Source organism: Olleya sp. KJ81-1 (genome assembly GCF_055808135.1).
Genome location: NZ_CM147854.1, coordinates 3,044,198 through 3,058,027 on the forward strand (window position 1 = coordinate 3,044,198; position 13,830 = coordinate 3,058,027).

Below are 13,830 nucleotides of genomic sequence, written 5' to 3' on the forward strand. Positions count from 1 at the left end.
CCAATGCTTAATTGCTTATGAAAGGCCCTTTATTTTATTCAAAAATTTTATTATTCGGAGAGTACGGTATTATTAAAGACTCTAAAGGTCTGTCAATACCTTATAATTTTTATAATGGTGCGCTAAAAATGGAGGACAATCCATCGGAAGTAGCGCAACAATCAAATAAAAGTTTACAACGCTTTGCAGACTATTTATCTAAAATAGACGATTCATTAGTCGTTTTTGATATACAGTCATTAAATAAAGACGTTAAAGCAGGTATGTACTTTGACTCTTCAATTCCGCAAGGATATGGAGTTGGTAGTAGTGGTGCGTTAGTTGCAGCTATATATGATAAGTATGCACAAAATAAAATTACTGTCTTAGAAAATTTGACACGTGAAAAGTTGTTAACGCTTAAGGCTATTTTTTCTGAAATGGAATCTTTTTTTCATGGAAAATCTTCGGGATTAGATCCTCTTAATAGTTATTTAAGCTTACCAATTTTAATAAATTCTAAAGAAAATATTGAAGCTACAGGTATACCAACGCAAAGTAGCGATGGTCAAGGTGCAGTGTTTTTGTTAGACTCTGGTATTATTGGAGAAACTGCTCCAATGGTAAGTATCTTTATGGAAAACATGAAGCAAGAAGGGTTTAGAACAATGCTTAAAAATCAATTTATAAAGCACACAGATGCGTGTGTAGATGACTTTTTAAAAGGAGATATAAAATCGCTGTTTAAAAATACCAAGCAGTTATCTAAAGTAGTGTTAAATAACTTTAAGCCAATGATTCCGGCTCAATTCCATGAGTTATGGAAAAACGGAATAGAGACTAATGACTATTACTTAAAACTTTGTGGTTCTGGTGGTGGAGGTTATATCTTAGGTTTTACACCTGATATTAAAAAAGCGCAATTAGCCTTAAAAGACTATAAATTAGAAGTGGTTTATAATTTTTAATTAACACCATTATTTTTTGAAAACAGAACTAAATCATTTTTCAATAAGCTTATTCGTTTGGCAATTATTCATGATTTTGCTGTTATTAGCATTCATCGTTTTGGTTTATAAAATTTATAAAAAAATTACATCTAATAAATAGTTAATGCTCACTAGAAAGCAAAAACATATACTTATTAAGTTTTTTAGTATGTTTTCTGTAATTAGAGGCTATAATATACTAGTTGTAGTCCTTGCGCAATATTTAGCGTCAATTTACATTTTTGCTTCGGACAAACCACTAAAAAAGGTGTTGTTTGATGTTAATCTGCTAATGCTAGTGTTAGCAACAGCAGCTGTAATTGCAGGAGGATATATAATTAATAATTTTTACGATTCTGAAAAAGATTTAATCAACAGACCTAACAAAACAATGTTGGATAAGTTAGTAAGTCAAAATACTAAGTTGTCTTTTTATTTTGTGCTTAATTTTTCAGCAGTTGTAATGGCTAGTTACGTGTCTTTTAAGCCAGTATTATTCTTTTCGTTTTATATTTTTTCAATTTGGTTTTATTCACATAAACTAAAAAAAATGCCTATTGTAGGTAATGTTGTGTCGTCAATATTGACATTAACACCATTTTTTGTAATTTTTGTCTACTATCATAATTTTAAGTCAGTAGTATTTGTTCATGCTACGTTTTTATTTTTAATAATTACTATAAGAGAATTAACTAAGGATTTGGAGAATATAAAAGGAGATTTAACACTAAACTATAGGACTATCCCAATTGTATATGGTGAGCGCACATCCAAAAAAATGATTAGTGTTTTGGTTATAGCTACGTTGTTTCCGGTTTATTTTTTAATAGCAAAATTTGATATTGGATATATGTATCTGTATTTTTATGTTTGCGAGGCTCTGTTGGTTGTCTATTTATTTTTATTATGGCGATCAGTGACTAAAACACACTATTTGTGGTTGCATAATATCTTAAAAATAATAATCGTAGCAGGAGTGTTTAGTATACTGCTAATCAATATTGATTTAGTTTTAAATCGAATTCTTTAATGGTTAAATCATTAACATTCATACGATAATTAACAACAGATGAAAAATTCGTTGTAGATTTGCAAAAAATTATATTATGAGTAGACATAAAGGTGGCAATGATAAAGGAAAGTCTTCAGGACGAGGAAGTGATAATGCTAAAAGCAAAACTTTTGCTAGAGGCAATGCACCTATAAAAAAGAAAGTTGCTCCAAAAGCAAAGCCTACAAGCGCTACTAACTCTGATTTAATCAGGTTAAATAAATACGTCGCTAATTCTGGGATGTGTTCTCGAAGAGAAGCTGATCAACATATTGCAATGGGTTTAGTTACCGTAAATGGTAAAGTTGTGGTAGAGATGGGTTATAAAGTTAAGCTAGAGGATGAAGTAAGGTACGATGGAGCTAGAATTAATCCAGAAAAGAAGGCTTACGTTTTATTAAACAAGCCAAAAGGGTTTGCTACAACTACAAGTGAACAAAAAGGTAGAACCGTTATGGACTTAGTAGCTAATGCTTCAAGTTCTAGAATTAAGCCAATAGGACGTTTAGGACGTAACTCTACAGGTTTATTACTTTTTACTAACGACGAAAAGATTGTAGCACGTTTTACCAATTCTAATAAAGGTGTTGAAAGATTATTTCATTTAGAGTTGGATAAAAACTTAAAAATGGAAGATCTTAAAAAAATCAGAGAAGGTTTTAAGGTTGAAGGTAAACAAGTTGGTGTTGAAGAAATTGACTATGTAAATAACACAAAGAATGAAGTTGGTGTAAAAATAAAAAACACAGGAAACACTATTTTACATACAATATTTGAGCATTTAAAATATGAATTAGTTAGAATTGATTGTGTTCAAATAGCGCATTTAACTAAAAAAGATATACCAAGAGGTAATTGGAAAATATTATCAGAGCAAGAGGTTAACACATTAAAAATGATGTAGTCTATACCCTTAATAAAACAAAAAAACTCGCTGTTAAAGCGAGTTTTTTTGTTTTAATTTTAAGTTGGTAACTTTTTGGCGAATACTATTCAATTATGATGTTTTCATTTAATCCATCAATGTAGTTTAGTACGTCATCTTTACCAATGTCTTTGCTGGAAGATGTTATAAAGTAATTTGGCATTTCTTCCCATGTTTCTAACAGTATTGTTTTATAGTCTTCAACGTGGTTTTCAATAGCTTTAGGTTTTAACTTGTCTGCTTTTGTAAATATGATAGAAAAAGGTATTCCGCTTTCTCCTAAATATTGCATAAATTCTTGATCTATAGGTTGTGGTTTATGTCTAATATCCACAAGTACAAATGCAGTTACTAATTGCTCTCGGTTTTCAAAATAATGTGTTATAAATTTTTGAAATACCTTCTTTGTGCTCTTGGATACTTTAGCATAACCATAACCTGGTAAATCAACTAAAAACCAATCTTTATTAATTATAAAATGGTTGATTAGTTGTGTTTTTCCTGGTCTTCCAGATGTTTTAGCTAGACTTTTTCTGCTTGTAAGCATATTGATTAAAGACGACTTTCCAACGTTACTTCTACCAATAAAAGCATATTCTGGTATGCGATCTTTAGGACACTTTGACGCATCAGAATTACTGGTTACAAACTCGGCAGATTTAATATGCATGTATTACTAGTGTTTTGATTTCGGTTAAACCGAAAATCTTATATTAAGTTATATTGTAAGACTGGTAAGATATTAAATATCACGTTTTTTAAACCAATCAAATAATATTTGATTAAAAGTTTCAGGATGCTCCATCATCGCAGCATGACCACATTTTTCGATCCAAAATAAATCAGAGTCCGGAAGTAATAAATTAAATTCTTCTGCAACTTCTGGAGGTGTTACGCCATCATTTCTACCCCAAATTATACAAGTCGGAACAGTCATTTTAGGTAAGTCTTTAGCCATATTATGTCTAATGGCACTTTTTGCAATAGCTAAAGTTTTAATAAGTTTATTTCGGTCGTTAACAGTTTCATAAACTTCGTCTACTATTTCTTTAGTGGCTACTGCAGGATCGTAAAATACCTCTTGGGCTTTCTTTTTAATTACCTCGTAATCACTTCGTTTAGTGTATCCTCCACCCATTGCGCTTTCGTATAATCCAGAGCTACCGGTTATTACTAAAGCTTTTACTTTGTTAGGATGCATTTTTGTGTGATATAAGCCAATGTGTCCGCCTAATGAGTTACCTAGCAAAATGACGTTATCAAGTTCTTTAAAAGCAATAAAATCGTATAAGTATTTAGCAAATGCTTTGACATTTGTTTTAAGTAAGGACATGCTATAAATAGGCAGTTCTGGGATAATTACTTTGTATCCATTTGTGCTAAAAAAAGTGGTCACAGCATCAAAATTACTTAAACCTCCCATTAGTCCGTGAAGTACAATTATAGGTTGTCCTTCACCAACTTCAATATAGTTGAATTTTCCTTCTTTTTTAAGTATACGCGTCATTAATGGCTAGTAGTTTACATCAAAAGCAAATATAACTAATTCATTTAAAAAACAGACATTTTAATCATTTAGTTAAGTGTCATTCGTGTTAATAAAAAGCAAAATTTCCCACCTAAGATTTTGGCTTGGTTTGTTGACTTTGTTTAAGCTTGGACTTGATTTGCCTTCTAAAAGGTGTTAAAATTGGAATACTTATCAACAAAGTGGTAAAATGTGGTAAAATGTGGTAAAATTTTCAATATATTTGATTTTTACAAATTCTGACAATTAAAAACGGTTGTGAACTCATTAATAGGAACATACGAATGTAAAGTAGACGCAAAAGGACGGCTTATGCTACCTGCTGCGCTGAAAAAACAGTTGGCTCCTGAGTTGCAAAATGGCTTTGTTTTAAAACGCGCAGTGTTTCAGGAATGTTTGGAGTTGTATCCAATGCAAGAATGGAATGCTTTAATGCAAAAAGTGAACAAACTTAATCGTTTTAAAAAGAAAAACAATGACTTTATCCGCAGGTTTACTGCTGGAGTAAAAATTGTTGAAGTCGATGCTAACGGTCGTTTGCTAATACCAAAAGATTTAGTTGCGTTTGCATCTATTGCTAAAGATATCGTGATGTCTTCAGCGGTTAATATTGTAGAAATTTGGGATAAAACGAAGTATGAAAAAGCTATTGATGATGCAGCAGATGATTTTGCTGATTTAGCTGAAGAGGTAATGGGTCAAGATGAAGAGTATGACAGCATATCATAATCCAGTATTATTAAACGAAACAGTAAGTGGTTTGGCTATTAAGCCAGACGGAATTTACGTGGATGTTACTTTTGGAGGTGGTGGACACAGTAAAGAGATTTTAAGTCGCTTGGGTGAAAACGGAAAGCTATATGCTTTTGATCAAGATGTTGATGCATTAGAAAATGCAATAGATGATCCACGATTTACTTTAATACATGAAAACTTTAGATATATCAAACGTTTTTTGCGTTTTCATGGTGTAAAGCAAGTGGATGGTATTTTGGCTGATTTTGGCGTGTCATCACATCAATTTGATGTTGCTTCTAGAGGATTTTCGACGCGTTTTGAAGCAGATTTGGATATGAGGATGAATCAAAATGATACTTTGTCTGCATTTCATGTTATTAATGAATATGACGAGGAACAGTTAAAACAAGTGCTATCGCAATATGGAGAGCTTCGTGCTGCACCAGCAATGGCAGGTTTAATTGTAGAGCATCGTAAAAACGAAATAATTAAAACTAGTGATCAGCTTAAAAAGGTGTTACAAAGATTTTTGTCGCCTAAGCATGAAAACAAAATATTAGCTCAGATTTATCAAGCAATCAGGATTGAAGTAAATCAAGAGATAGAGGCTTTAAAAGAATTTTTACAACAAACACCTGAGGTTTTGAAGCCAGAGGGTCGTTTAAGTTTGATTTCATATCACTCCTTAGAAGATAGATTGGTAAAACGATTTATTAGAAATGGGTTATTTGAAGGAGAGCCAGAACGTGATGTTTTTGGTCGTTTTGAAGTGCCATTAAAAAAAGTTGGAGGATTAATAATCCCATCTAAAGAAGAAATAAAAATTAACAACAGAGCGCGAAGTGCAAAGTTGCGTATTGCTGAAAAGATATAACATTGAAAAAAAGTATCTATAGCATATTAAGAGGGACTTTTTTAGTCAGCGAAGATTCATTTAAAAACTGGAAGCTTATCATATTTCTTTCGGTTTTAGCTATAGTAATGATAGCAAGTTCGCATAGTCTAGATAAAAAAGTACATCAAATTGCAAAGCTTAACAATCAAGTTAAAGAGTTGCGATCCGAGTTGTATGATGGAAGAACCAAACTTATGCAGTTAAAAATGGAATCTTCTGTTGTAAAAAAAATGAAAGAAAAAGGTTTGGCGCCTTCTGTTATTCCGCCAAAAAAAATAATTGTTAAACCGCAAACTTAGTTCCACTCGTGGCAGTAAACGAAAAGAACATATTAAACAAATTATATTTTGTCGCAGGATGTATGTTCATCTTTGGGCTGCTTGTGGTTGGAAAATTGTTAACCATTCAGGTTGTGCAAGGTGATAAGTATAGGGCTTTGGCAGATAAGCGTGCTATTAAGGACGTGGTTATACCAGCAAACAGAGGTAATGTTTATTCTGCAGATGGTAGTTTGTTGGCAACATCAATACCTAAGTATGATATCTTGTTTGATGCCATTACACCTTCAGACAAAAACTTTAAAGCTAACTTAAAACCATTAAGTGATGCCTTATCAAACTATACAGGTAAACCTTCAAGTTTTTATCAAAAAGAATTAGGGAAAGCTAGAGCTAATAAAAATCGTTATTTTTTATTAGCTAGAAATATTGGTTACTCGGAGTATTTAAAGTTTAGAGAATTTCCTCTATTAAAATTAGGAGCTTTTAAAGGTGGTTTAATAGTAGAACAGAAAGTTAAAAGAGAACATCCTTTGGGTGAAGTTGCGCAACGAACTATTGGTTATGAGCGTACTGATGACGAAGGTAACGTGACCAGAGCAGGTATTGATGGTGCTTTTGGTGTCGATTATTTAAGAGGAAAAGATGGTAAGCGTTTAAAACAAAAAATAGGTAAAGGACAATGGAAACCTATTTTAGATTACGATCAAGTTGAGCCTAAAGATGGGTTTGATGTCTATACTACTATTGATGTTAATATACAAGATATTGCGCATCATGCATTGCTGGAACAATTAGAGTTGTATCAAGCAGAGCATGGAACAGTTGTGGTGATGGAAGTTGAAACAGGTGAAATTAGAGCTATTTCAAATTTAGGTAAAACAGCATCAGGTCATTATTGGGAAAAAAGAAACTATGCGGTGTACGAAGCGCATGAGCCTGGATCTACGTTTAAGCTTATGGCTTTAATGGCTGCTCTGGAAGATAACAAAATTGATACGTCAGATGTTATTGATACGGGAAATGGTTATAAGGTATTTTATGGTAGAGGTATAAAAGATTCTCATGGTAATGGAAAGATATCTGCAGCCAGAGCATTTGAAGTGTCCTCTAATATTGGGATAGCAACAATTGTAGATAATGCTTATGCAAAAGATCCAAACCGTTTTATAGATATTTTAAGTAACTGGAATTTAGATAAAAAATTAGGTATTTCTATAAAAGGAGAAGGGCAACCAATGATTCCTAGACCAGGAGATGGTAAATGGAGTCGTAATGCTTTACCGTCTATTGCTTATGGTTATAATCTTAAAATCACACCTTTACAAACTTTAACGTTTTATAATGCTGTTGCAAATAATGGTGTTATGGTTAAGCCAAGATTTATTAGAGAGGTAAGGGATTTAAATAAGCAAATAGAGGTTTTTGATAAAACTATTATCAATGAAAAAATATGTTCAGACAAGACCTTGCGCGCAGCTCAAGAAATGCTTAAAAATGTGGTTGTAAAAGGGACAGGTAGATCATTGTACTCGGACTACTTTTCTATGTGTGGTAAAACAGGAACTGCAAGGGTAGAATATTGGATGGATGATTGGGCAAAAAATCCACGTTACATTTCTTCGTTTGCTGGATATTTTCCAGTGGACAAACCTAAATATTCATGTATTGTAGTGATCCATAAGCCTAGTGTTAAAAAAGGATTTTATGGTGCTGATGTTTCTGGTCCAGTGTTTAAAAAAATAGCTCAAAAAATATTTACAGATACGCCATTAATTGATCAAGTAGCATCACTAAATGTTAAGGATGTAAAAGTAGATAAAGAGTATGAAAGCTATTATAAAATAGCAAATACTTATAAAACAATTATGCCAGATGTAACAGGATTACCTGTTATGGATGCTATGGCTTTGTTAGAAAACATGAACGTAAAAGTAAATGTTAAATGTCAAGGTCAAGGGACTGTAAAAAGTCAGTCAGTTAATAAAAACACCAAATTAAAAGATAATCAAACTATAGTTTTAGAAGCCTCGTGATTTCATTAAAAGACATATTATATAAAGTAACGCTAGATGCAGTTGTAGGAAGTACAAATATCTTAGTGCGCAATATTCATTTTAATTCTCGTAATGTAGCAATTAACGATGTTTTTGTAGCTGTTAAAGGTAGTCTTACAGATGGACATCAGTATATTGAAAGTGCAATCCAGCAAGGCGCAATAGCTGTTGTTTGTGAAGAGCTTCCAAGTGTGACTAAAGCTGGAGTTACTTATGTTAAAGTGGATGACTCAAGTGCAGCTTTAGCAATAATGGCTTCAAATTTTTATGGTAATCCTTCAGATAACTTAAAGTTAGTTGGTGTAACAGGTACCAATGGAAAAACCACGATTGCCTCGCTTTTGTATCAATTGTTTAAAAAAGCAGGATATAAAGTTGGTTTGCTTTCAACTGTAAAAATTATGGTGGATAATCAGGAGTTTCCTGCAACGCATACTACACCAGATTCTTTAACTATCAATAGGTACTTAAAGCAAATGAATGATGAAGGTGTTGAGTTTTGCTTTATGGAAGTCAGTTCTCATGGAATACATCAAAATAGAACATTAGGATTAACGTTTGAAGGCGGAATATTTACAAACCTTTCTCATGATCATTTGGACTATCACGATACGTTTGCTGAATATAGAGATGTTAAAAAAAGATTTTTTGACGAATTGCCTAAAACAGCATTTGCATTAACTAATGGTGATGATAAAAACGGAAGCGTAATGCTTCAAAACACCAAAGCAAAACAATATACTTATGCTTTAAAAAGTTTTGCAGATTATAAGGCTCAGATTTTAGAAAATCAGTTTAATGGTTTGTTATTAAAGCTTAATGATAATGAGGTTTGGGTTAGATTAATCGGGAACTTTAATGCTTATAATATCCTTGCAATTTTTGCTACTGCAGAACTTTTAGGATTGGAAAAAGAAGAAACTTTAAGGTTGATAAGTGAGTTAGAGAGTGTAAGCGGACGTTTTCAATTTTTAATTTCTGACCAAAAAATAACTGCAATTGTAGATTATGCTCATACACCAGATGCATTACAAAATGTTTTAGAAACTATTAACGATATCAGAACCAAAAACGAGGACGTAATTACTGTTGTTGGTTGTGGTGGAGATAGGGATAAAACTAAGCGTCCAAAAATGGGTCACATAGCTTCAGCACTTAGTACTAAAGTTATTTTTACAAGTGATAATCCACGTACAGAAGTGCCAGAGGTTATTATTGAAGATATTGAAAAGGGTGTCGAGCCTCAAAACTTTAAAAAAACAATGTCGATTGTGGATAGAAAGCAAGCTATTAAAACAGCTTGTCAGTTAGCAAACCCTAACGATATTATTTTAATAGCAGGTAAAGGACATGAAACCTATCAAGAGGTAAATGGAAAACGCCATGATTTTGACGATTTTAAAATAGTTCAGGATTTTTTAAAACAATTACAAAAATAATAATTGAAGTTAAGCTAAACGTAACACCATTTAAAACGGTTTAGCTAAATAAAAAAGCAATATAAATGTTATACTACTTATTTGAATTTTTAGAAAAAAACTACCAATTTCCAGGTGCTAGTGTGTTTCAATTTATCACATTTAGGGCAGCTCTGGCTATTATTTTATCATTGTTATTTTCTACAATATTTGGTAAACGTATTATTGTAGCGTTACAAAAAAAGCAAGTAGGAGAGTCGGTTAGAGATTTAGGCTTAGATGGACAGTTAGAAAAAGCAGGTACGCCAACTATGGGAGGGATTATTATAATTCTTGCTACGTTATTGCCTGTACTATTACTAGCTAGATTGGATAATATATATGTCATCATGTTAATTGTAACTATGTTATGGATGGGAGCAGTAGGATTTACAGATGACTATATAAAAGTGTTTAAAAAAGATAAAAAAGGCCTTAGCGGAAAGTTTAAAGTGTTAGGACAAGTGGGTTTAGGTTTATTTGTTGGTGCGATAATGTATTTCCATCCAGGAATTACTATCAAAACAGAAAAAGTTAATCCAGTTTTTGAAACAGAATTAATAACTCAAAGTTCTGAAAGAGAATTTAATGTGGAGGAGCAGTCGCTAAAAACAACCATTCCTTTTGTAAAAGATAATGAGTTTGATTATTCAAATTTGGTGACGTGGATGGGAGAAGATTATGCTAAATATGCATGGTTGGTGTTTATACCAATAGTAATATTTATAATCACAGCAGTTTCTAATGGTGCTAATTTAACGGATGGTATCGATGGGTTAGCAGCAGGTAGTTCGGCAATTATAGTCTTTGTACTAGCAATATTTGCTTTTATCTCTGGTAACATCGTTTTTTCAGATTATCTCAATGTTATGTTTATACCACGACTGGGTGAAATGGTTGTGTTTATAGCTGCTTTTGTCGGAGCATTAATCGGGTTTTTATGGTACAATACATATCCTGCTCAAGTATTTATGGGAGACACAGGTAGTTTGACAATAGGTGGTGTTATCGCTGTAATAGCAATAGCAGTAAGAAAAGAGTTGTTGATTCCTGTGTTATGCGGAATCTTTTTCGCTGAATCTTTGTCTGTAATTTTACAAGTTAGTTATTTCAAATTTACACGTAAAAAATATGGAGAAGGACGACGCATATTTTTAATGTCTCCTTTGCATCATCACTATCAAAAAAAGGGCTATCACGAAAGTAAAATAGTAACTCGCTTTTGGATTGTTGGAATTTTTCTTGCAATACTGTCGATAGTAACATTAAAGTTAAGATAAAAGCTAAGACTTAAATTAATAAAGTCTATACGTTAAAATATAAATGAAAAAACAAAAACTAGTCATATTAGGAGGTGGAGAAAGTGGTGTTGGTACAGCGCTTTTAGGAAAGGCAAATGACTACGCAGTATTTGTTTCTGATAAAGGAAAAATAAAAGAAAAGTACAAGCAAGTTCTTATACATAATGAGATTGAATGGGAGGAAGAGCAGCATTCTGATAATAAAATTTTAGAAGCTGATCTTGTTATGAAAAGCCCAGGAATTCCTGAAAGAGTGGCAATAGTTAAAGCACTTATTAATAAAGGAGTGCCTGTAATTTCAGAAATCGAGTTTGCAACTCAATTTACCAACGCAACCATTGTTGCTATAACAGGTAGTAATGGTAAAACAACAACAGCTATGTTAACACATCATGTGTTAAAACAAGAGTTGGACGTTGGGTTGGCAGGTAATATTGGAGATAGTTTTGCAAAACAAGTTTTGGAACATAATTACAAAAATTATGTTTTAGAGATTAGTAGCTTTCAATTAGATGGTTGCATCAATTTTAAGCCAAATATTGCAGTAATTACCAATATAGTTCCAGATCATTTGGATAGATATGATTATAAGTTTGAAAATTATATCGCTTCAAAATTTAAGATTACCCAAAATCAAACAAAAGAAGATTACTTAATATATGATGCAGATGATGAGGTGATTTTGCAGTATATAAATAACAATAACATTCAAGCTAAATTATTACCGTTTTCGTTAACTAAAACAATAGAAAATGGTGCGTATTTGGATCAAGACAACATTATAATAACAATTGATAATAATCAGATAATTATGCCAACAAAAAATATCGCTCTAGAAGGAAAACACAATACTAAAAATGCTATGGCTGCTTCAACAGTAGCGCATTTATTACAAATTAGAAAACAAACAATACGCGAAAGTTTAGAAAATTTTCAAGGTGTGGAGCATCGTTTAGAAAATGTACTTAAAATCAATAAAGTGCAGTACATAAACGACTCTAAGGCTACAAACGTAAACGCGACTTACTTTGCTTTGGATAGTATGGAATCGCCTACAGTTTGGATTGTTGGAGGTGTGGATAAGGGTAATAATTATCAAGAATTATATCCTTTTATTAATGAAAAAGTTAAGGCTATCATTTGTTTGGGTGTTGATAACGAAAAGCTGTTGGCAAGCTTTGGTAAAATGGTTGATGTTATTGTTGAAACACAGTTTATGAGTGAAGCTGTTAAAATAGCTTATAAGTTGGCAGAAGCTGGAGATAGTGTGTTGTTGTCTCCTGCATGTGCAAGTTTTGATTTATTTGAAAATTATGAAGATAGAGGTAGACAGTTTAAAGATGCTGTAAGAAACCTTTAATGTGATATCAAACTGTTTAATATATAGTTAGTTCTAAAAAGTAAATGCAAAACACAATAATAAATAATATAAAAGGTGATAAGTTAATATGGGCAATTTCTGCGCTATTAGCTATATTTTCGTTTTTACCAGTATATAGTGCTGCAAGTAATTTGGCATATATTGGTGGAGATGGTAATACCTTTGGTTTTTTTATTAAACATTTAATGCACTTGTTTTTAGGTTTTTCAATTATGTACGGAGTGCATAAAATACCTTATCGTTATTTTAGGGGATTGTCAATGGTTATGATGCCTATTGTATTTGTGTTGTTAATTTTAACAATTCTTCAAGGTACAACTATTGATGGTGCCAATGCTAGTCGTTGGATAAGGATTCCGTTTGTAAATATGTCATTTCAAACATCAACGTTGGCAGCTGTTGTTTTAATGGTGTACATTGCTAGGTACTTGTCTAAAATTAAAGACAAAACAATAACTTTTAAAGAGTCTGTTTTGCCTTTATGGATTCCAATTTTTATAATTTTGGCATTAATATTACCGTCAAATTTTTCCACCACAGCAATCATATTTGTAATGACTAGTGCTTTGTTATTTTTAGGAGGTTATCCTCTTAGATATTTAATAGCAATGGGTTTTGCAGGTATCGTTGGATTAACCATGTTTATATTGGTGGCTAAAGCATTTCCAGATGCAATGCCAAATCGTGTTGATACATGGATGAGTAGGATTGACAGTTTTTTTAATGGTGAAGATTCAGAAGAAGATTATCAAATAGAAAAAGCCAAAATTGCTATAGCCTCAGGAGGTATCGTAGGTGTTGGTTCAGGAAAAAGTATTCAAAAAACTTTTTACCTCAATCCTCTTCCGATTTTATTTACGCCATTATTGTTGAAGAGTATGGTTTAATTGGTGGATTGGCATTGATGATTTTATATATGTGGTTATTATTTAGAATTATAATTGTTGCACAAAAAGCAGATACCGTTTTCGGAAAATTATTAGTACTAGGTGTTGGTTTGCCTATCATTTTTCAGGCTATGATTAATATGGCTGTAGCTGTTGAGTTGTTTCCTGTAACAGGGCAAACATTACCATTGGTTAGTAGTGGAGGAACAAGTATATGGATGACGTGTTTGGCAATTGGAATAATTTTAAGTGTAAGTGCAAAACGAGAAGAAATTATAAAAAAAGAAAAAGATTCTGATGACACAAATCCGTTAGATATCTTATCAGAAACATTAGAAGATTAATTTTAAAAAATATAGGCTAA

12 protein-coding genes and 1 pseudogene are annotated in these 13,830 nt (G+C 32.2%); 11 read left to right on the forward strand and 2 right to left on the reverse strand.

The genetic code is table 11. From position 1 onward, the window contains the following. Positions 1 to 17 precede the first annotated feature (17 nt). From AC0L3M_RS14200 to AC0L3M_RS14210, 3 genes are all read left to right on the forward strand, one after another. Entirely contained in the window at positions 18 to 947 is a 930-nt protein-coding gene (locus tag AC0L3M_RS14200) for a mevalonate kinase family protein (protein WP_473431193.1), read from the forward strand. 145 nt (positions 948 to 1,092) lie between these two features. Beyond that, on the forward strand, positions 1,093 to 1,998 hold the full coding sequence (locus AC0L3M_RS14205; protein WP_473431194.1) for a geranylgeranylglycerol-phosphate geranylgeranyltransferase: 906 nt from the start codon (positions 1,093 to 1,095) through the stop codon (positions 1,996 to 1,998). A 76-nt stretch (positions 1,999 to 2,074) separates the two neighbouring features. Then, positions 2,075 to 2,923, forward strand: coding sequence for a pseudouridine synthase (locus AC0L3M_RS14210; RefSeq protein WP_145006089.1), 849 nt, complete (start codon positions 2,075 to 2,077; stop codon positions 2,921 to 2,923). An 85-nt stretch (positions 2,924 to 3,008) separates the two neighbouring features. On the opposite strand, the gene yihA is transcribed toward AC0L3M_RS14210, so the two are convergent. Next, entirely contained in the window at positions 3,009 to 3,614 is a 606-nt protein-coding gene (yihA, locus tag AC0L3M_RS14215) for a ribosome biogenesis GTP-binding protein YihA/YsxC (protein ID WP_292946873.1), read from the reverse strand. Between the two features lie 72 nt (positions 3,615 to 3,686). Beyond that, the gene (locus AC0L3M_RS14220; protein WP_473431195.1) at positions 3,687 to 4,451 is read right to left on the reverse strand and encodes an alpha/beta fold hydrolase; all 765 of its coding nucleotides are present in this window, start codon (positions 4,449 to 4,451) and stop codon (positions 3,687 to 3,689) included. Positions 4,452 to 4,730: 279 nt separating this feature from the next. On the opposite strand from AC0L3M_RS14220, the gene mraZ reads away from it, so the two are divergent. The 8 genes and pseudogenes from mraZ (at position 4,731) to AC0L3M_RS14260 (ending at position 13,810) form a co-directional block, all read left to right on the forward strand. Further along, positions 4,731 to 5,201, forward strand: a complete 471-nt coding sequence (mraZ, locus tag AC0L3M_RS14225) for a division/cell wall cluster transcriptional repressor MraZ (protein ID WP_292946877.1) — start codon at positions 4,731 to 4,733, stop codon at positions 5,199 to 5,201. After that, positions 5,185 to 6,084 carry a 16S rRNA (cytosine(1402)-N(4))-methyltransferase RsmH gene (gene rsmH / locus AC0L3M_RS14230; protein WP_292946881.1) on the forward strand — a complete coding sequence of 300 codons (900 nt, stop codon included), beginning with the start codon at positions 5,185 to 5,187 and terminating at the stop codon, positions 6,082 to 6,084. Before mraZ ends, rsmH begins: the two co-directional genes overlap by 17 nt. A gap of 2 nt (positions 6,085 to 6,086) precedes the next feature. After that, positions 6,087 to 6,404: an FtsL-like putative cell division protein gene (locus tag AC0L3M_RS14235; protein ID WP_145006103.1), complete on the forward strand. Its 318-nt coding sequence runs from the start codon at positions 6,087 to 6,089 to the stop codon at positions 6,402 to 6,404. Positions 6,405 to 6,466: 62 nt separating this feature from the next. Next, complete coding sequence (locus tag AC0L3M_RS14240) at positions 6,467 to 8,419, forward strand: penicillin-binding protein (RefSeq protein ID WP_473432514.1); 1,953 nt, start codon at positions 6,467 to 6,469, stop codon at positions 8,417 to 8,419. Continuing rightward, positions 8,416 to 9,879: a UDP-N-acetylmuramoyl-L-alanyl-D-glutamate--2,6-diaminopimelate ligase gene (locus AC0L3M_RS14245; protein WP_473431196.1), complete on the forward strand. Its 1,464-nt coding sequence runs from the start codon at positions 8,416 to 8,418 to the stop codon at positions 9,877 to 9,879. Before AC0L3M_RS14240 ends, AC0L3M_RS14245 begins: the two co-directional genes overlap by 4 nt. 65 nt (positions 9,880 to 9,944) lie before the next feature. Continuing rightward, positions 9,945 to 11,177 (forward strand): phospho-N-acetylmuramoyl-pentapeptide-transferase, encoded by a 1,233-nt coding sequence (gene mraY / locus AC0L3M_RS14250; protein ID WP_292946888.1) that lies wholly within the window; start codon positions 9,945 to 9,947, stop codon positions 11,175 to 11,177. Between the two features lie 43 nt (positions 11,178 to 11,220). After that, positions 11,221 to 12,558: a UDP-N-acetylmuramoyl-L-alanine--D-glutamate ligase gene (gene murD, locus AC0L3M_RS14255; RefSeq protein WP_473431197.1), complete on the forward strand. Its 1,338-nt coding sequence runs from the start codon at positions 11,221 to 11,223 to the stop codon at positions 12,556 to 12,558. A 44-nt stretch (positions 12,559 to 12,602) separates the two neighbouring features. Continuing rightward, positions 12,603 to 13,810 (forward strand): annotated as a pseudogene (locus AC0L3M_RS14260) (FtsW/RodA/SpoVE family cell cycle protein). Positions 13,811 to 13,830 lie beyond the last annotated feature (20 nt).